Annotated in this window: 15 protein-coding genes; 9 read left to right on the top strand and 6 right to left on the bottom strand. The window is 74.4% G+C overall.

Annotation, left to right across the window (positions count from 1 at the left end; translation table 11 throughout):
- The first annotated feature begins 173 nt into the window (after nt 1-173).
- Nucleotides 174-1,511, top strand: coding sequence for an NAD(P)/FAD-dependent oxidoreductase (locus tag ACQUQD_RS08065; RefSeq protein WP_428951332.1), 1,338 nt, complete (start codon nt 174-176; stop codon nt 1,509-1,511).
- Nucleotides 1,508-3,376: a transketolase gene (locus ACQUQD_RS08060; protein ID WP_428951331.1), complete on the top strand. Its 1,869-nt coding sequence runs from the start codon at nt 1,508-1,510 to the stop codon at nt 3,374-3,376. Before ACQUQD_RS08065 ends, ACQUQD_RS08060 begins: the two co-directional genes overlap by 4 nt.
- A 51-nt stretch (nt 3,377-3,427) precedes the next feature.
- Here the strand turns inward: ACQUQD_RS08060 and ACQUQD_RS08055 are convergent, their stop codons facing one another.
- Entirely contained in the window at nt 3,428-4,255 is an 828-nt protein-coding gene (locus ACQUQD_RS08055; protein ID WP_428951330.1) for a class I SAM-dependent methyltransferase, read from the bottom strand.
- A gap of 154 nt (nt 4,256-4,409) precedes the next feature.
- On the bottom strand, nt 4,410-5,915 hold the full coding sequence (locus ACQUQD_RS08050) for a bifunctional phosphatase PAP2/diacylglycerol kinase family protein (RefSeq protein ID WP_428951329.1): 1,506 nt from the start codon (nt 5,913-5,915) through the stop codon (nt 4,410-4,412).
- A 94-nt stretch (nt 5,916-6,009) separates the two neighbouring features.
- On the opposite strand from ACQUQD_RS08050, the gene ACQUQD_RS08045 reads away from it, so the two are divergent.
- Both ACQUQD_RS08045 and ACQUQD_RS08040 read left to right on the top strand, forming a co-directional pair.
- A complete protein-coding gene (locus tag ACQUQD_RS08045; RefSeq protein WP_428951328.1) occupies nt 6,010-7,632 on the top strand; it encodes an ABC-F family ATP-binding cassette domain-containing protein in 1,623 nt (540 codons plus the stop codon).
- 83 nt (nt 7,633-7,715) lie between these two features.
- Entirely contained in the window at nt 7,716-8,681 is a 966-nt protein-coding gene (locus ACQUQD_RS08040; protein WP_428951327.1) for an AraC family transcriptional regulator, read from the top strand.
- A gap of 174 nt (nt 8,682-8,855) precedes the next feature.
- Here ACQUQD_RS08040 and ACQUQD_RS08035 read toward each other — a convergent pair whose 3' ends face one another.
- Nucleotides 8,856-9,299, bottom strand: a complete 444-nt coding sequence (locus ACQUQD_RS08035; protein ID WP_428951326.1) for a CBS domain-containing protein — start codon at nt 9,297-9,299, stop codon at nt 8,856-8,858.
- A gap of 262 nt (nt 9,300-9,561) precedes the next feature.
- Here ACQUQD_RS08035 and ACQUQD_RS08030 point away from each other — a divergent pair, with 262 nt between their 5' ends.
- Entirely contained in the window at nt 9,562-10,380 is an 819-nt protein-coding gene (locus ACQUQD_RS08030) for an RNA polymerase sigma factor SigF (protein WP_428951325.1), read from the top strand.
- A gap of 13 nt (nt 10,381-10,393) precedes the next feature.
- On the opposite strand, the gene ACQUQD_RS08025 is transcribed toward ACQUQD_RS08030, so the two are convergent.
- Nucleotides 10,394-10,921, bottom strand: a complete 528-nt coding sequence (locus ACQUQD_RS08025) for a hypothetical protein (protein ID WP_428951324.1) — start codon at nt 10,919-10,921, stop codon at nt 10,394-10,396.
- Between the two features lie 289 nt (nt 10,922-11,210).
- Between ACQUQD_RS08025 and ACQUQD_RS08020 the strand changes: the two genes are divergently transcribed.
- Both ACQUQD_RS08020 and ACQUQD_RS08015 read left to right on the top strand, forming a co-directional pair.
- Complete coding sequence (locus tag ACQUQD_RS08020) at nt 11,211-12,548, top strand: aminotransferase class I/II-fold pyridoxal phosphate-dependent enzyme (protein ID WP_428951323.1); 1,338 nt, start codon at nt 11,211-11,213, stop codon at nt 12,546-12,548.
- Entirely contained in the window at nt 12,545-13,591 is a 1,047-nt protein-coding gene (locus tag ACQUQD_RS08015) for an MBL fold metallo-hydrolase (protein ID WP_428951322.1), read from the top strand. The genes ACQUQD_RS08020 and ACQUQD_RS08015 overlap by 4 nt, the downstream gene beginning before the upstream one ends.
- Here the strand turns inward: ACQUQD_RS08015 and ACQUQD_RS08010 are convergent.
- Both ACQUQD_RS08010 and ACQUQD_RS08005 read right to left on the bottom strand, forming a co-directional pair.
- The gene (locus ACQUQD_RS08010) at nt 13,571-14,197 is read right to left on the bottom strand and encodes a DedA family protein (RefSeq protein ID WP_428957484.1); all 627 of its coding nucleotides are present in this window, start codon (nt 14,195-14,197) and stop codon (nt 13,571-13,573) included. The two genes, ACQUQD_RS08015 and ACQUQD_RS08010, sit on opposite strands and share 21 nt — an antisense overlap.
- Nucleotides 14,198-14,243: 46 nt before the next feature.
- Entirely contained in the window at nt 14,244-15,017 is a 774-nt protein-coding gene (locus ACQUQD_RS08005) for an MBL fold metallo-hydrolase (protein WP_428951321.1), read from the bottom strand.
- A gap of 91 nt (nt 15,018-15,108) precedes the next feature.
- Between ACQUQD_RS08005 and ACQUQD_RS08000 the strand changes: the two genes are divergently transcribed.
- Together ACQUQD_RS08000 and ACQUQD_RS07995 are read left to right on the top strand one after the other, a co-directional pair.
- Entirely contained in the window at nt 15,109-15,534 is a 426-nt protein-coding gene (locus ACQUQD_RS08000) for a hypothetical protein (RefSeq protein ID WP_428951320.1), read from the top strand.
- A 95-nt stretch (nt 15,535-15,629) separates the two neighbouring features.
- Complete coding sequence (locus ACQUQD_RS07995; RefSeq protein WP_428951319.1) at nt 15,630-17,795, top strand: alkaline phosphatase family protein; 2,166 nt, start codon at nt 15,630-15,632, stop codon at nt 17,793-17,795.
- The last annotated feature ends 63 nt before the right edge of the window (nt 17,796-17,858 follow it).

The raw sequence follows: 17,858 nt of genomic DNA, 5'->3' as shown, positions 1-17,858 counted from the left end.
CAGCCGGGCGTGCAAGCGCCGATCATGCGAGGCGGCCCTGATCGGGAACAGGCGGGGGCGCTGTCGCTCGGTTCGGTGTCAGGTCGTCCGAGATGCGTAGACACCTGACGTTTGGCCGCCGGTGACCACGGGGACGCGGGAAGCTCCACCCACGCGTTCCCGGGAGGAGAACCGTGAGCCGATCGCGCGTACTGATCGTCGGTGCCGGGTTCGCCGGGTACCGGGCCGCCCGCACACTGGCCCGGACAGCCCGGCACACGGCCGATGTCACCCTGCTGAATCCGACCGACTACTTCCTGTACCTGCCGCTGCTGCCCCAGGTCGCCGCCGGTGTCCTGGAACCGCGCCGCGCCACCGTGTCGCTGCCGGGCACCCTGCCGCACGCCCGGCTCATGCTCGGCGAGGCCGGCGCCGTGGATCTCGACACCCGCACCGTGCACTACACCGACCCCGAGGGCCGGCCCGGCACCCTCGGGTACGACCGGCTCGTGCTGGCCGTCGGCAGCGTCAACAAACTGCTGCCGGTGCCGGGGATCGCCGAGCACGCCCACGGCTTCCGCGGCATGCCCGAGGCGCTGTACCTGCGCGACCACGTGACGCGGCAGATCGAACTCGCCGCCGTCGCGTCCGACCCCGCGGAGATCCGGGCGCGGCGCACCTTCGTCGTCGTGGGCGCCGGGTACACGGGCACCGAAGTCGCCGCCCAGGGGCAGCTGTTGACCGACGCGCTCGTGCGCAAGCAGCCCCGCCGGCACGGCAGTCGCCCGCGCTGGCTGCTCCTCGACATCGCGCCGTGCGTCCTGCCCGAACTCGACGAGCGGCTGTCCCGTACCTCCGACCGGGTGCTGCGCGGGCGGGGCGTCGAGGTGCGCACCCGCACCTCGGTGAAGGAGGCGACCGGCGACGGAGTCGTGCTGGACGACGGGGAGTTCGTCGACACCCGCACCCTGGTGTGGTGCGTCGGCGTCCGCCCCGATCCGCTCGTCGCCGGCCTCGGGCGGCCCCTGGAGCGCGGGCGGCTGCTCGTCGACCCGTTCCTCGCCGTGCCCGGACACCCCGAGGTGTTCGCCTGCGGAGACGCGGCCGCCGTGCCCGACCTGGAGAACCCCGGCGAGTACACCCCGATGACCGCCCAGCACGCCTGGCGCCAGGGGCGGATCGCCGGACTCAACGTGGCCGCGTCCCTGGGCCAGGGGGCCCGCCGCAGCTACCGGCACAAGGACCTCGGCTTCACCGTCGACCTGGGCGGGGCGCAGGCCGCCGCGAACCCGCTCGGCATCCCGCTGTCCGGCCCCCTCGCGGGCGCCGTCACCCGCGGCTACCACCTCGCCGCGCTGCCCGGCAACCGGATCCGGGTCGCGGCCGACTGGCTGCTCGATGCCGTACTCCCGCGCCAGGCGGTCCAGTTGGGCCTGGTCCGCTCCTGGTCCGTGCCGCTCGACACGGCGTCGCCCGAACTCGCCCGGGTGCCGGACGGTGCCCCGCACCAGCCCGAAGGAGGTACTCGATGACCACCCCCACCCCCACCCTCACCGACACCGAACTGCACGACCTCGCCCAGCAGTTGAGGGTCGACTCGGTGCGCGCCGCGGCCGCCGCCGGGTCCGGCCACCCCACCTCGTCGATGTCCGCCGCCGACCTCATGGCGGTGCTCCTCGCCCGGCACTTCCGCTACGACTTCGCCCACCCCGACCACCCCGGCAACGACCGGTTCGTCCTCTCCAAGGGCCATGCCTCGCCGCTGCTCTACGCCGCGTACAAGGCGGCCGGAGCCATCGACGACGCCGAACTGCTGACCTTCCGCACGCTCGGCAGCCGCTTGGAGGGACACCCGACACCGCGGCGCCTGCCATGGGTCGAGACGGCCACCGGATCACTGGGCCAGGGCCTGCCCGTCGGCGTCGGCATCGCCCTGGTCGGCAAGCGCCTCGACCGGGTCGACACCCGCGTCCACGTCCTGTGCGGCGACAGCGAACTCGCCGAGGGATCCGTGTGGGAGGCCGCCGAGCACGCCGGGTTCGAGCACCTCGACCACCTCACGGTGACCGTCGACGTGAACCGGCTCGGGCAGCGCGGGCCCACCCGGCACGGGCACGACCTCGACGCGTACGCACGCCGCTTCCGGGCGTTCGGCTGGCACACGATCGAGATCGACGGACACGACGTGGCGGCCGTCGACCGCGCCTACGCCGAGGCCCGCGACAGCGCAGGCCAGCCCACCGCGATCCTCGCCCGCACGCTCAAGGGCAAGGGCGTCGCCGCCGTCGAGGACCGGGAGGGCCTGCACGGCAAGCCGCTGCCCGAGCCGGACGAGGCGATCGCCGAGCTGGGCGGCGACCGGGGCGTCCGCGTCCGGGTCGCCCCGCCGCCCGCGGCCCGGGCCCTGCACGCCGTGCGCAGCGGCCGCCTCGACCTGCCCCGCTACGAGGTCGGCGACCAGGTCGCCACCCGCGACGCCTACGGCCAGGCGCTCACCGCGCTCGGCACCGCCCGCGGCGACGTCCTCGCCCTCGACGGCGAGGTCGGCGACTCGACCCGCGCCGAGTACTTCGCCAAGGAGCACCCCGAGCGGTACTTCGAGTGCTACATCGCCGAGCAGCAGCTCGTCGCCACGAGCGTCGGGGCGGCGACGCGCGGCTGGCTTCCGTACGCGGCCACGTTCGCGGCCTTCCTGACCCGCGCCCACGACTTCGTCCGGATGGCGGCGATCAGCGGCGCCGGGATCAATCTGGTCGGCTCGCACGCCGGTGTCGCCATCGGTGAGGACGGACCCTCGCAGATGGGCCTGGAGGACCTCGCGATGTTCCGGGCGGTGCACGGCTCGACGGTCCTCCACCCGTGCGACGCCAACCAGACGGCCCGGCTGGTCGCGGACATGGCCGAGCTGTCGGGCATCCGGTACCTGCGGACCTCGCGCGGGAAGACCCCGGTGATCTATCCGCCGCACGAGGAGTTCCCGGTGGGCGGCAGCAAGGTGCTGCGGTCCGGCGACGACGACCGCGTCACGCTCGTCGCCGCGGGCGTGACGGTGCACGAAGCGCTGCGCGCCGCCGACGAGCTGGCCGCGGCCGGCATCCCCGTCCGCGTCATCGACCTGTACTCGGTGAAGCCGGTCGACCGGCACACCCTGCAGGCCGCCGCGCGGGCCACCGGCTGCCTGGTCACCGTGGAGGACCACCGGGCCCAGGGCGGCCTCGGGGACGCCGTCGCCGAGGCGTTCGACGACGGGGTCCCCGCGCCGCGCCTGGTACGCCTCGCCGTCCGCACGATGCCGGGGTCGGCGACACCGCAGGAGCAGCTGCGGGCCGCCGGGATCGACGCGGCGAGCATCGTGGCCGGGGTCGCGCTGCTGGTGGAGCAGGCCGTCACCCCGTGACGGGGACCGGGCGCATGCCGTCGGGGCTCGGCCCCGACGGCATGCACCGCCCTACGCGCCGGGCTGCTTGCGGCACAGGAGTTCGCCGTGCAATACCGCGAACCAGGCGTCCTCGTGCGTGCCCCACTCCCGCCACGCCTCGGAGACGGCCGTCAGCTGCTCGGGCGTCGCGTGGCCGCCGCCCGTCGCGCGGTCCGCGTACGCCGAGGCCACCGTGCGGTCGGCCCACAGCCCGCTCCACCAGGCGATCTCGTCCGGCGTGGAGTAGCACCACGTACCGGCCGTGGCGGTGATGTCCGCCGCGGCGAAACCCGCCGCCAGCGCCCACGACTTCAGGTGCCGCCCGGCGTCCGGCTCGCCGCCGTTGGCCCGGGCGACCCGCTGGTAGAGGTCCAGCCAGTCGGTCATGCCCCGGGACTGCGGATGCCAGGTCATCGCCGCGTAGTCGGAGTCGCGTACGGCGATGATCCCGCCGGGCTTCGTGACGCGGCGCATCTCGCGCAGCGCCTGCACCGGGTCGCCGACGTGCTGGAGCACCTGGTGCGCGTGCACCACGCAGAACGTGTCGTCGGGCCAGTCCAGCGCGTGCACGTCGGCGGTCGTGAACTCCACGTTGGTCAGGCCCCGTTCGGCCGCCGTGGCGCGGGCCTGGTCCAGGATGCCCGCGGCGTGGTCGGCCCCGACCACCTGTCCGTCCGGGACCAGCGCCGCCAGGTCCGCGGTGATGGTGCCCGGACCGCAGCCGATGTCCAGGATCTGCATGTGCGGCTTGAGCGAGCCGAGCAGGTAGCCCGCCGAGTTGGCGGCGGTGCGCCAGGTGTGCGAACGCAGCACGGACTCGTGGTGGCCGTGGGTGTACACGGCGGTCTCCTGCGACATGGCCCGATCCCCTTCACGGTGTGACGGCTCGCCCGGGGCGAGTGCCCCGGGCGATGTGATCACCGTACGCCGTGCAGCCGCATGGTGAGATACCCGTCTTGATATGTGGACCGCGAGCGGATTGGGGGAGGTGCCTAGCGGGGCGGGGGAGGCGTCACAGTATGGTCAGCGGCCGGTACACGCGCAGCGCCTCGTGCTGCTTGTCGATCGTCAACTGCCGCCCACAGTCGGCGACTTCACCGTCGTAGGCGAGCAGGGTGCCCGGTGCGACACCGTCGACGCGCAGCCGCGTGAGCCGGGTCGCGGCGTGGAACGGGGAGCGGGACAGGGGCCCGGACAACGCCGCCGCGAGCAGCCGCACGCCGGGCAGCCGGCCGCCGCTGACCGTGCGCACGTCCAGCAGCCCGTCCGCGAGATCCGCGCGCCGGCCCGCCGTCAGCCCCATCCGCCGATACGTGCAGTTCCCGGCGAAGAGCAGCCACAGCGGCCGCTTCTCGCCGTGCAGTTCGACCTCCAGCGGATGATCGCGGCGCAGCACGTGCACCGCCGCCACGACATCGGCGAGCCGACCGCCGATCCGGCCCGACCAGCGCTCCCGCTCCTGCACCAGCTCCGGGTAGGCGCCCAGGCTGAACGTGTTGAGGAAGATCCCCGACGCCTTGTCCGAGCGGAACCGGCCGACGTCGACCGCGACCGCGTCGCCGCCCTCGACGGCCCGCACGAAATCGCCCGCGTCCTCGATGCCCAGGTCGTACGCGAAGTGGTTCAGCGTGCCGCCGGGCAGCACCGCGAGCGGCAGACCGTGCCTGAGCGCCACCTGCGCGGCGGTGTTCACCGAACCGTCGCCCCCGGAGATCCCCAGGGCGCGGGCGCCCGACGCCGCCTTCTCCAGCGCGTCCGGGATCTCGGTGCCCTCGCACTCCACGAACTCGGCCAGCGGCAGGGCGTCCTTGAGCACCCGTACCTTCTCCGGCGTCCCGGCCTTGGTGTTCACCACCATCACCAGGCCCTCGCCGCCCGGCAGCGCCGGCACGTCGTCGACCAGCGGACGCCCCGGCGACGGCATCTGGCCGCGCGTCGGCACCAGACCCCGTACGGCGAAGGCCGCACCCACACCGAGCGCCGCGCCCGCCACGACGTCACCCGGGAAGTGCGCGCCCGTGTAGACGCGGGAGGCCGCCACCGAGAACGCCACCGGGGCGACGACCGCGCCCCAGCCCCGCGACTCCAGGGCGACCCCCGTCGCGAACGCCGCCGCCGAGGCCGCATGCCCCGAGGGGAACGACGTGGTGAACGGCTGCCGCTTCAGCCGGCGCACTATCGGCACCGCGTCCAGCGCGGGCCGCGCCCGGCGCACGGACCGCTTCCCGAGCGTGTTGATCGTGGCGGAGGCCAGCGCCAGCGACGCCACCCCGCGCACGGCGGCCCGGCGGGCCCGCGGCGATCCGGTCGCCGCCAGCGCCCCGGCCACCCCGAACCACAGCACCCCGTGGTTCGCGGCCCGGCTGAGCCGGGGCAGCACCCGCTCGGCGCCGGGCCACCGCGATTCGGCGGCGTTCTCGAAAAGGCGCAGGTCGAGCGAGGCCAGCCGGCCGCGCAGGGAGCGGCCCGGCCGGGCCGCGTCCGTCGGACGCGAGGTGAGGTCGAAGTCGGCACACATGGAACGACGATTACCCCGGCCAGGGCTCCGCATCCAGGGTCCGAGGTCCTATTCGTTTGCCCGTCACCCGCACAGCCGTCCAGAATGCGTGACCATGGGACATCTGGAAGCCGCACACCTCGAGTACTACTTGCCGGACGGGCGGGCGCTGCTCGGTGATGTCTCCTTCCGTGTCGGCGAGGGCGCGGTGGTGGCCCTCGTCGGGCCCAACGGGGCGGGCAAGACGACCCTGCTGCGGCTGATCTCCGGCGAGATCCAGCCGCACGGCGGCTCCGTCACGGTCAGCGGCGGGCTCGGCGTGATGCGCCAGTTCGTGGGGTCCGTGCGCGACGAGAGCACCGTGCGCGACCTGCTCGTCTCCGTGGCGTCGCCGCGCATCCGCGAGGCCGCGAAGGCGGTCGACAAGGCCGAGCACGCGATCATGACCGTCGACGACGAGGCCGCGCAGATGAGCTACGCGCAGGCCCTCGCCGACTGGGCCGAGGCGCAGGGCTACGAGGCGGAGACGCTGTGGGACATGTGCACCACGGCCGCGCTCGGCGTCCCCTACGACAAGGCGCAGTTCCGCGAGGTGCGCACTCTCTCCGGCGGTGAGCAGAAACGCCTCGTCCTCGAAGCGCTGCTGCGCGGCACCGACGAGGTCCTCCTCCTCGACGAGCCGGACAACTACCTCGACGTGCCCGGCAAGCGCTGGCTGGAGGAGCGGCTGCGCGAGACCCGCAAGACCGTCCTCTTCGTCTCCCACGACCGCGAGCTGCTCGCCCGCTCCGCCGAGAAGATCGTCAGCGTCGAGCCGGGCCCCGGCGGCGCCGACGCCTGGGTGCACGGCGGCGGCTTCGCCACCTACCACGAGGCCCGGCGCGAGCGCTTCGCCCGCTTCGAGGAGCTGCGCCGCCGCTGGGACGAGAAGCACGCCCAGCTGAAGAAGCTCGTGGTGAACCTGCGCCAGGCGGCAGCCGTCAGCCACGAAATGGCGTCCCGGTACGCCGCCGCGCAGACCCGCCTGCGCAAGTTCGAGGAGGCCGGACCGCCCCCGGAGCCGCCGCGCGAGCAGGACATCACGATGCGCCTCAAGGGCGGCCGCACCGGAGTGCGGGCCGTCACCTGCAAGGGACTCGAGCTGACCGGCCTGATGAAGCCCTTCGACCTGGAGATCTTCTACGGCGAGCGCGTCGCCGTCCTCGGTTCGAACGGCTCGGGCAAGTCCCACTTCCTGCGCCTGCTGGCCGGGGACACCTCGGTGGCGCACACGGGCGAGTGGAAGCTCGGCGCCCGCGTGGTGGCCGGCCACTTCGCCCAGACCCACGCCCACCCCGAGCTGCAGGGCCGCCCCCTCCTCGACATCCTGTGGCGCGACCACGCGCAGGACCGGGGCGCCGCGATGTCCCGGCTGCGCCGCTACGAACTGACGGCGCAGGCCGAGCAGAAATTCGAGCGTCTCTCCGGCGGCCAGCAGGCCCGCTTCCAGATCCTGCTGCTCGAACTGGAGGGCTCCACCGCCCTGTTGCTGGACGAGCCGACGGACAACCTCGACCTGGAGTCGGCCGAGGCGCTGCAGGAGGGCCTGGAGTCCTTCGACGGCACGGTCGTCTCGGTCACCCACGACCGCTGGTTCGCCCGCGCCTTCGACCGGTACCTGGTGTTCGGCGCGGACGGCCAGGTGCGTGAGACGTCGGAACCGGTCTGGGACGAACGTCGCGTGGAACGTTCCCGGTAGCCGTCGCGGCCTCCAAGATCTCGTCGTACGCTGCTTAGTTGGGCGTGTACGACGAAATGTCACGAGGCAAGAGGTGAAGCGGTGTGAGGACGTCATTCCGGTCGGGCGACGTCGAGCAGACCATGGAAGCGATCAAGACCGCTTTCTACACCAATCAGCTGGACGTACTGGCGGCCCCGGAACGGTTCGGTGCGGCTTTCGAGGTGCTGGAGCTCGGCGGCATCACCGTCGGCGCTCTCGCCTGCGGGGCCGATGTCCGGGTCCGCTGCGGCGAGTTGGGCGCGTACCACGTCAACGTCCCGCTCGGCGGCCCGATGACCTGGCACCAGGCCGGCCGTCCCGAAGTGATCACGCCGGCCGGCCGGGCCGCGCTGCTCCAGCCGGTCGGCACCACCGTCGTGGACCGCTGGGCCGGTGACGGGCAGATCGTCGCCCTGAAAGTGGAGCGGGACCTGCTGGAGCGCCGCATCGAGGAGCTGACCGGACGCGCGCCGAGCACGCCCGTCGTGCTCGACCCCGATCTCGACCTGACGCAGGGCCGCGGCAAGGCCTGGGCCCGCCTCGTCCGCATCCTCGCCGACGATCTGCGCGAGTCGACCCGGATGCTCGAACACCCGCTGGTCGCCCAGCCGTTGCGGGACGCCGTGCTCAACGGCCTGCTGCTGGCGGCCGACCACCGCTACCGCGACCAGCTCGACCGGCCGGCCGAGGGGCTGCGGCCGGCGCCGGTGAAGCGGGCCATGGACGCGATGCGCGAGCAGCCCGAACGCCCCTTCACCACCACGGAACTCGCGGCGGAGGCCCGCGTCGGTGTCCGGTGGCTCCAGGAGGCGTTCGCCCGCTACGTGGGCATGCCGCCGATGGCGTATCTGCGTACGGTGCGCCTGGAGCGGGTGCACGCCGAGCTCCTCGCGGGCGACCCGCGCACCACCACTGTCAGCGAGATCGCGTTCCGCTGGGGCTTCGGTCACCTGGGCCGGTTCGCCGAGCAGTACCGGAGCAGGTACGGCCGGGTGCCGTCCCGCACCCTGCGCGACCCGGCCCCGTGACGGAACCGGTGCGGTGCACCGCGTTTTCCGGACAGCGGCCGCGCTCGGCGGATCGAGACCGGCCCGTCGGACGGCCTACGGTGAATCCGTTGCCGGGGGTCGGTCCCGACCCTGAGGACATGCCGTTCCCAGGACCTGCGACCGCGACGGATTCCGGTGACACACGGCCCGGATCTACCCCGCCGGGCCGGCACCAGCCTGCGGGCCCGGGCTCCCCCCGGACACTGCACCGGGCCCGTCGGCGTGGCTCCGGTGCAGTGTCAGGTCCCCGAGGCTGACCATGCCCACCGCACGGCCGTTCTCCACCACGGGGAGACGGCGCAGCGCGTGTTCCCGCATCAGCTCCGCCGCCACGGACACCACCTCGTCCGGACCGATCGCCACCGGGTCCGGCGTGCACACGGCGTGCGCGCTGACCGTCAGCGGATCCGCCCCGTCGGCGACGGCGCACAGCGTGATGTCCCGGTCCGTGAGGACACCGAGGATCCGGCCGGCGTCCGCCACCAGAACGTCACCGGTGCCCTGGGCGCGCATCAGCTGGGCGGCCTCGACGAGCGACGCGTCGGGGCGCACCGCCACCACGCCCGGCGTCATGACTTCCCTCACCACATCGGCCATGGCCGTAGGCCTCTCTGCTCCCTCGGGGGCGTGCGGCGTGCACGCGGTGACCCGTCGCAGTACCCCTCGGCCCGGCCGCCATGCGTGTTTGCCGCGGCGGCGCAGGGGCAGGCGGTTGTCAGTGCTTCGGACAGGAGGCACGTCCGTGGGAGGGACACCTGCACCTGCAGGTATCCGTCGCCCCGGGTGTGTCCGACGCCCCATGAGGCGCGACTCCCACGGTGACCACCGATCCCCAGGCACATTCAGGGAGTTGCGATCCATGCGTACGCGTACCAGCGCACCCGTGCACTCGGTGAAGGCCGGCCGACGCCACCCGCACGACGACGCACCCGACACCGCCGAAGCCTTCGCCAAACTGTCCGGCATGCCCGACGGCCCCGACCGTGTCGAGCTGCGTCAGGACGTCGTCGAGGCCTGGCTGCCGATGGCCGACCGGCTCGCCGGCCGCTTCCGCAACCGCGGGGAGTCCTACGACGACCTGCGCCAGGTCGCGGCGCTGGGCCTGGTCAAGGCCGTCGACCGGTACGACCCGGCACGCGGCAACGCCTTCGAGAGCTACGCCGTGCCCACCGTCACCGGTGAGATCAAGCGGCACTTCCGTGACCACATGTGGACCCTGCACGTGCCGCGCCGCGTCCAGGACCTGCGCAACCGGGTCCGGTTCGCGCAGCACGACCTGGCCGGGGAGATCCCGGGCCGCGCCCCGACCCTCACCGAGATCGCCGAGCACGCGAACCTGACGGAGGACGAGGTGCGTACGGGGCTCGAGGCGCTGGAGAGCTTCACGGCGCTCTCCCTCGACGCGGAGCTGCCCGGCAGCGAGGACGGCTTCTCCCTGTCCGACGCCCTGGGCAGCGCCGACCCGGCCCTCGACGTGGTCGTCGACCGGGAGGCCGTCAAACCGCGCCTCGCGGCGCTGCCGGAGCGGGAGCGGCAGATCCTCTACATGCGGTTCTTCGGCGACATGACGCAGAGCCGCATCGCCGAGCAGCTGGGCATCTCGCAGATGCACGTGTCGCGGCTCATCAGCCGGTGCTGCCACCGGCTGCGGGACGAGGTGCTGGCCGACGCCGCGTGAGAGCCGATCCCGCTCACCGGCCCATGGCCAGGGCGATGTGACGGGACATCAGGTCCAGCGCCTGGGCCCCGGCCATCGAGAACGCCGGCCGGCCGGCGGACCGGAACAGGGTGAGCACGCCCTGGACCGGTTCGCCGGCTGCCGGAATCAGGGGCACGCACAACAGGGACGTGACGTCCGCACGGACCAGGACCGGGACGCCCGACGCGTCCTCGCCCAGCGCCCCGAGGTCCCTTGGGACGGACCAGGAGCGCCGCGCCGGCTCTCCGAACTCGCCGAGAACGCGACCCGGTGCACGGCCGACTGCTGCGGCGCCGTGGCCACCGCCTCCGACGGCGGCGACGAACGCCCGGCCGCGGCGCCCCATCCCGACCTCGCCGCCCTGGTGTCCGTACAGCTGCGCTCCGGAGAGGGCCCGATCCTCGTGGCCGAGGAGGGCGGGCGGCCCGTCGACGCCGCCGACGTGCCGGCCGAGCGGCGGTGGCCGGACTACCGGGCCCTGGCGCCCGACTCCGGGCCGCGCCGTATCTCGCAGACCCACGCACCGCAGACTGGCCGACGTCGCCTCCGTCGTCGGCCAGCGGCGCGGGCGCGGTCCGGAGCGCGATCTCGCCACGCCGACCCCCTGACCCGGCCGCCCCCGCGGACCGTGCCGACGCCGCCGCGTCACCCACCCGGCGCAGTGGCCGCGCCGGGCCCCTCGCGTGCCCCGACGTCCCCCGGGTACCCACACAGCAGGAGCACGGCGCGCGCGGGTGCCCACGGGGATGTGACGCTGGGAGCAGCGCACCCGCGAGGGTACGGCGACGGACACACGGCACGGAGGCAGCATGCGGCCATCGGACCCCACGGCCCGAGACCACCAGGGCCACGGGACCAGGGGCCCCGTGCCCGAAGGCCGCGGCCCGGTGCGCTACGGACCGCCGCTGCCCGAGCCCGGACTCCCCGTGCTGCCCGAACTGGCCGGTGTCGTCGCCGGGACCGCCGGACGCCCGCACGCGGAGCCGCCCGGCGGACCGCCCGCACTCCTCGAAGCGGCCCGCGGCCACTGGCAGCGCAGAGGCCTGGCCGCCGAGCACGCCCAGGTCATCGCCGCGCCGGGCGGCGCCCCGCTGCTCCTCGCGCTCACCGCGGCGCTCGGCGGCGACGTGCTCGTGCCGCGCCCCTGCCCCGCGTGGTGGGTGCCGCAGGCGCGCCTGCTGGGCCGCGACGTGTTCCATGTGCCGACGCCCGCCGAGTGCGGCGGCGTCCCCGACCCGTACGCCCTCCTGGAGACGGTCCGCCGGGTCCGGGCCGAGGGCGGTGACCCCCGGCTGCTCGTGCTGTCCGTCGCGGACGACCCGACGGCGACCGTGCCGCCGCCCGAGGTGCTGCACGAGGCGGTGGAGGCCGCCGTGGGGGAGGGCCTGCACGTCGTCAGCGACGAGACCTGGCGCGACACCCTGCACCCGGGCACGGACACCGTGCTGTTCAGCCCCGCCGAGATGTTCCCCGCGCACGTCACCGTCCTGACCGACCTCACCGGTGCGTTCCTGCCGCCGTCGCTGCCCGCGGCCTGCGCGCGGTTCCCGCCGACCGGGCAGGGCGCCCGCCTCGCCGAGCGGGTCCTGGACTTCCTCACCGCGACCGGCGCCGTGCTCGCGGCGCCGGTCGCGGCCGCGGCGGCCTACGTCCTGGACGAGCCCGAGGAGATCACCGCCCGCCGCACGGCCGCCGCCCGGCTGCACGCCCGGGTCGCCGCGGCCGCGCACCGCGCCGTGCTCGCCGGGGGCGCTCTGGCCCGGCCCCCGCGGGCCGGCCGGCACCTGTACGTCGACCTGGACCCGCTGCGGCCGCCGCTCGCCGCCCGCGGGGTCACCGACGCCCAGGACCTGGAGGACTTCCTCACCGCGCGCCTGGGCATGCCGGCCCCCGGCGGCCACCGGTTCGGCGACGATCCGGCGGCGCTGCGGGTGCGGCTGTCGACCGGGCCGCTGCTCGGATCGACCCCGCAGGAGCGCGGGGCGTCTCTCACCTCACCGGAGCCCCTGGAATTGCCGCACGTGGCGCGGCTGTTGAGCATGGTGGGGTCGGCGCTCGGCGAGCTCCGCGGCAGTGCGGGCCCGGTGGACCCGGTGAGTTCCGAAGGCAACGGACCGGCAGGCGAAGGATGGGAGTCCGAGCGATGACCCAGGCGTCCGAATCGACGACAGCACAGCGAGCTGATGCCACCGCGTCCGTCGAACCCCTCGTCGAGCCCCTGCCGCTCGGCGGGGGCGCCCCCGCCACGGCACCGCGCCGCTGGCCCCGGTCCTTCGCGGACCGCCTGACCGCACCCCTGCCCGGCCTGCGGGCCTTCGCCCGGTTCGCCCGCGAGGGCGCGCTGCGGCCACGCCCCGAGGGCCTGCGCGACATCCCGCAACTGCCGTTCGAGCCGGGCCCGCTGCCCGACGTCGACGCCCGCACGGCCGCCGTCACCTGGGCGGGACACGCCAGCTGGATCGTCCGCATCGGCGGCCTGACCGTCCTGACCGACCCCGTGTGGTCCCGCAAGATCCTCGGCACCCCGGCCCGGATCACCCCGGTCGGGGTCGCCTGGAGCGCGCTGCCGCCCGTCGACGCGGTCGTCATCAGCCACAACCACTACGACCACCTGGACTGGCCCACCATCAGGAGACTCCCGCGCGACACCCCGGTGTTCGTCCCCGCGGGCCTCGGCCGCTGGTTCACCCGCCGCCGCTTCACCCGCGTCACGGAACTGGACTGGTGGGAGGGCGCCGAGCTCGGGGGAGTGCGCTTCGACTTCGTCCCGGCCCACCACTGGTCGAAGCGGTCGCTCACGGACACCTGCCGCACCCTGTGGGGCGGCTGGGTCCTCACCGACCGCGACGGGCAGCGGATCTACTTCGCCGGCGACACCGGGTACGGCCACTGGTTCTCGGAGATCGGCCGCCGCTACCCCGGCATCGACCTGGCGCTGCTGCCCATCGGCGCCTACGACCCGCGCTGGTGGCTGCAGGACGTGCACTGCGACCCGGAGGACGCCGTGCGGGCCGCGCAGGACGTGGGCGCGCGCCTCATGGCACCCATGCACTGGGCCACGTTCCTGCTGTCGGCCGAGCCCGTCATGGAGCCGCTCACCCGGCTGCGGGCCGCCTGGGAGCGGGCCGGACTGCCGCGGGCCGCGCTGTGGGACCTGCCGGTCGGTGCGTCACGCGTGCTGGCTGCCTGACGTCCGGCGCACCTTCCGCCACAGCATCGGAGCCGCGCTGATCAGCAGGGTCAGCGCGACCGCCGCGACGACGCCCTCCCACGGCTCCTCGAACAGGGAGCCGCCGAGGATCCCGATGACCTGGTACGTCACCGCCCACGCGAGGCACGCCGGAATGTCGCCGCGGGCGAACCGGCGCAGCGGCATCTTCGCCATCAGGCACGCCAGCATCACCGGGATCCGCCCGGCGGGCACGAGCCGCGACAGCACGAGGACCATCACTCCGTGGTCGGCGAGCTTGTCCTGCGCCTGCTCCAGCCGCTCCTGGGGCGCCCGCGCGCGGATGGCCTCCAGCCACCGCGACCCGTTCTTCGAGCCCATGCCGCGCCGCCCGAGCCAGTACAGGGCGATGTCCCCGAGGAACGCGGCGACCGAGGCCGTGGCGAACACGAACAGCAGTGAGTACGGCGCCCTCTGGTGGAAGGCGACGACGGCCGCGGAGCTCACCAGCGCGCCCGTCGGGATCACCGGCACCAGCGCGCCGACGGCGACGAGCAGGAACAGCGTCGGGTAGCCGACGGCCTGCTGGGTCGACTCGGGCGGTACCTGCGTGGCGGCGGAGAACATCATCGATGGGCCCCCGTCCGCCGGGGAGCCCGCGGGGCGGGACCGTTCACCGGGCCACCTCCGGCCGGACGCTCTCACCGTGCGCGAGCAGGTGCACCGCCACCCGGGGCGCGCGCAGCGCCGCCTGCCGGACGAACTCGTCACCCGGCGTGTGGAACTCGTGCGGGCGCACGGCGTCCATCCCGATGGGCCAGTACGTCCCGTAGTGCACGGGCACCGCGCTGTGCGGGGCCAGCCGGGTCAGCGCCTCGGCGGCCCGCGCCGGATCCAGATGGTGCGGCCCGAGATGCGGACCCCACCCGCCGACCGGCAGCAGCGCGACGTCCACCTCGCCGACGGCGTCGGCCATGCCGTCGAACAGCCCGGTGTCGCCGGCGAAGTACGTACGGGCCTCGCCGCTCACCACGTAGCCGAGCGCGGGTGACCGATGGGGCCCCACCGGCAGCCGCCGCCCGTCGTGCGCGGCGGGTACGGCCTCTATGGCGACGCCGCCCACCTCGACCCGGGCCCCCTCCTCGACCTCGGTGATCTCCAGGGCGCGCAGCCGGCGCAGGCCCGGCACGGAACGCGGGGCGCCGCGCGGGACCAGCACCCGGGTGCCCGGCGCGAGCCGGGCCAGCGACGGCAGATGCAGATGGTCGGCGTGCAGGTGCGAGACGAGGACCACGTCGGCGCGCGCCGCGCTCGGCGGCGGCGGAGCGCCCCGGCGGCGGCGCAGGTGGGCGAGACGCCGGGCGAAGAGCGGATCGGTGAGCACCCGGGTGCCCGAGTCCTCGACCGTGCAGGTGGCATGACCCCACCAGGTGATCTCCACCGGCACGCGGTGCCTCCTTCTGCTCCTTCGTACGACTCCCCCCGAGCCTACGTGCAGGAGTAGGGTCGACGGCGAAAGCTGAGGTGAGGGGGACACCATGGGCGCATCGGACGGCGCGGCCCCGCAGGTGCGGGTGGCGGCGATCGCCAGCCTGACGCCGCTGGAGGAACTGGACGCGGACCCGTTCCTGGTGGACTCGCGCAGCCAGCACGCGATGTGCGCCCGCTGGGCCGCCGAGCGCGGCTTCGTGATCACCCGGGAACTGCTCGTCCACGGACTGCGCCCCGACCACGAGGTGCTGTGGGCGGACGTCGACGCGGGCCTCGTCGACGGCTTCGTCGCCCCGTCCGACCGCGTCCTGCGCGCGGCGCTCCGCTCCGTCGACGCGTTCTCGGCCGAGTGCGCCCGGCGCGGGGTGCGGCTGGAGACGGCGGGACTGACCGAGCCGTCCTACGACACGGAGATGAAGGCGCGGGTGCACCGGCGCCTGTCGATGCCCACCGCCGGGTACGACGGCTGCTGACCTGCCGCGCCCGCCGCACCCCCGGACCGTCCCCTCCGCCGCGCCGCCCCGCGTGCCGCCACGACCGGAACTCCCCGCCCGGTCGCACAAAAGGTATGAAACCCTGTCCGACGACAAGCAGGGCGAGGCAGCACAGGGGCGAGGGGAGCCGGACAGTGGCCGAGGGCCGATGGCGGCGGGCGGCGAGCACCGTATGGCGTTCGCTCACGGTCTGGGCGGCGAGCACCCTGACGATGATGGCCATGGCCGGGATCCTGCCGGACTTCCAGCTCCAGTCCGACAACGGCGACAGCCTCACCCGCGTCGCCCTCACCGCGGCCTCCGGCGCCGGCGCCTTCGCCGTCCTGTCGGCCCTGGTCTGGCCGCTCCTCGTCCGCGCCCTGCTCCTCGTGCCGGCCCTCGTGCTCGGCCTCGTCGTCTTCTTCCTGAACGGCGCCCTGCTGCTGTTCGCCCTGCGTCTCATCCCGGACGGCCGCGGCGAGGTCAGCCCGGAGACCGCCGTCGTCGTCGCCGCGGTCATGTCGGCCGTGGCGTCCGCGACCGGCGGTGCCCTGGCGGTCCGTGACGACGACGCCTACCGGCGCCGCCTCTACCGGCTGGCCGACCGCAGGCGCCGCCGGGCCGACCACGGCTCCGCCTGCCCGCCCACCCCCGGCACCGTCTTCCTCCAGCTCGACGGCGTCGGCCACGAGGTCCTGCTGCGCGCCGCCCGCGACGACGTGATGCCCACGATCGGCGCCTGGCTGCGCGACGGCAGCCACCGCCTCACCCCGTGGCGCACCGACTGGTCGAGCCAGACCGGCGCCAGCCAGCTCGGCATCCTGCACGGCTCGAACCACGACATCCCCGCCTTCCGCTGGTACGAGAAGGACACCGGCGAGATCCAGGTGTCCAACCGCCCGACGAGCGCCGCCGAACTGCAGCGCCGCGCCGTCGAGCACACCGGCGACGGCGGCCTGCTCACCGTCGACGGCGCGAGCCGCGGCAACCTCTTCAGCGGCGGCGCCGAACAGGTCGCCCTGGTGCTGTCCGTCGCCGCCCGGCGCGGCAAGGAGAACCGGTCCCGGGCCGGATACTTCGCGTACTTCTGCGACCCGGCCAACGCCGTGCGCACCGCCCTCTCCTTCTTCGCCGAGGTCGGCCGCGAGATCGGCCAGTCCACCCGCGCCCGCCTGAAGAAGCGGCGCCCGCGCATCGGCCGCGGCGGCCTCTACCCCTTCATCCGCGCCTTCGCGACCGTCGTCGAGCGGGACGTCGTCGTCGCGGCAGTCATCGGTGACCTGCTCGCCGGGCGCAGCGCCGTCTACGCCGACCTCGTGGCCTACGACGAGGTGGCGCACCACTCGGGCCCGTTCGGCCGCGACGCGGAGAAGGTCCTCGAACGCCTCGACCGCTCCCTCGCGCTGATCGCCAAGGTCGCCGAGCACGCCCCGCGCCGGTACCGCATCGTCGTCCTGTCCGACCACGGCCAGAGCCCCGGCGAGACCTTCCACGCCCGCTACGGACTGACCCTGCAGGACCTGGTGCGCGCGGGCTGCGGACTGCCCGTGCCGCGCAAGGCGCAGCGCACCCACAGCGGCGCCGAGGCCCGCGCCGCCGTCCGCGCCGCGCTGCACCGCCCCGTCGAGGAGACCGCCCGCAGGGGCAAGCGCCACGAACCCGTCGTGCTGGCCTCCGGGAACCTCGGCCTCGTCTCCTTCCCCGACGTCCACCACCGGATGAGCCGGGAGGAGATCGACGCCCGCCACCCGGCCCTGCTCGCGACCCTCGCCAACCACCCCGGCGTCGGCTTCCTCCTCGTACGCAGCGAGGAGCACGGAGCCGTCGTGCTCGGGGCGCGCGGCGACGAAGTGGCGATCGGCGACCTGACCGACGGGCAGGGACCGCTCGCCGACTTCGGGCCCGGCGCCGCCGAAGCCGTCCGCCGCACCGACTCCTTCCGGCACACCGCCGACATCATGGTCAACTCCTGGTACGACCCGGTGGACGGCGAGGTCCTCGCGTTCGAGGAGCAGATCGGCTCGCACGGCGGACTCGGCGGCGCGCAGGGCCGCCCGTTCCTGCTCTCACCGACGGCCCTGTCCGAGCCGGTCGAGGACGGCGGCGAGCTCGTCGGCGCCGAACAGATCCACCACGTCCTGCGCCGCTGGCTGCGCGAGGGCCACGGCCCGCAGGTCCCGCTGGAGGATTCCCGCCGACACGCCCCCGACGTCGCATCTTTTGCGGCCGCACCCCCCGAGGCGCAGGACAAATCCGTCTGATTTGGTGCGGGATCCCCGGCCGCCCGACCATGGATCGCCGCCCGGCGATCCCGTGACGGCGTC

The sequence above is a fragment of the Streptomyces sp. cg35 genome (genome assembly GCF_050410835.1).
Classification (GTDB): domain Bacteria; phylum Actinomycetota; class Actinomycetes; order Streptomycetales; family Streptomycetaceae; genus Streptomyces.
The sequence above is the reverse complement of the archived record's forward strand: the minus strand, read 5'-3'. Positions and strand labels throughout refer to the sequence as shown.

Bases quoted from the DNA above. Each gene is read 5' to 3' on its own strand.
- ACQUQD_RS08045 (WP_428951328.1), top strand. From the start codon at position 6,010: ATGGGACATCTGGAAGCCGCACACCTCGAGTACTACTTGCCGGACGGG.
- ACQUQD_RS08020 (WP_428951323.1), top strand. From the start codon at position 11,211: ATGCGGCCATCGGACCCCACGGCCCGAGACCACCAGGGCCACGGGACC.
- ACQUQD_RS08015 (WP_428951322.1), top strand. From the start codon at position 12,545: ATGACCCAGGCGTCCGAATCGACGACAGCACAGCGAGCTGATGCCACC.
- ACQUQD_RS07995 (WP_428951319.1), top strand. From the start codon at position 15,630: ATGAAACCCTGTCCGACGACAAGCAGGGCGAGGCAGCACAGGGGCGAG.
- ACQUQD_RS08030 (WP_428951325.1), top strand. From the start codon at position 9,562: ATGCGTACGCGTACCAGCGCACCCGTGCACTCGGTGAAGGCCGGCCGA.
- ACQUQD_RS08035 (WP_428951326.1), bottom strand. From the start codon at position 9,299: ATGGCCGATGTGGTGAGGGAAGTCATGACGCCGGGCGTGGTGGCGGTG.
- ACQUQD_RS08055 (WP_428951330.1), bottom strand. From the start codon at position 4,255: ATGTCGCAGGAGACCGCCGTGTACACCCACGGCCACCACGAGTCCGTG.
- ACQUQD_RS08060 (WP_428951331.1), top strand. From the start codon at position 1,508: ATGACCACCCCCACCCCCACCCTCACCGACACCGAACTGCACGACCTC.
- ACQUQD_RS08000 (WP_428951320.1), top strand. From the start codon at position 15,109: ATGGGCGCATCGGACGGCGCGGCCCCGCAGGTGCGGGTGGCGGCGATC.
- ACQUQD_RS08010 (WP_428957484.1), bottom strand. From the start codon at position 14,197: ATGTTCTCCGCCGCCACGCAGGTACCGCCCGAGTCGACCCAGCAGGCC.
- ACQUQD_RS08050 (WP_428951329.1), bottom strand. From the start codon at position 5,915: ATGTGTGCCGACTTCGACCTCACCTCGCGTCCGACGGACGCGGCCCGG.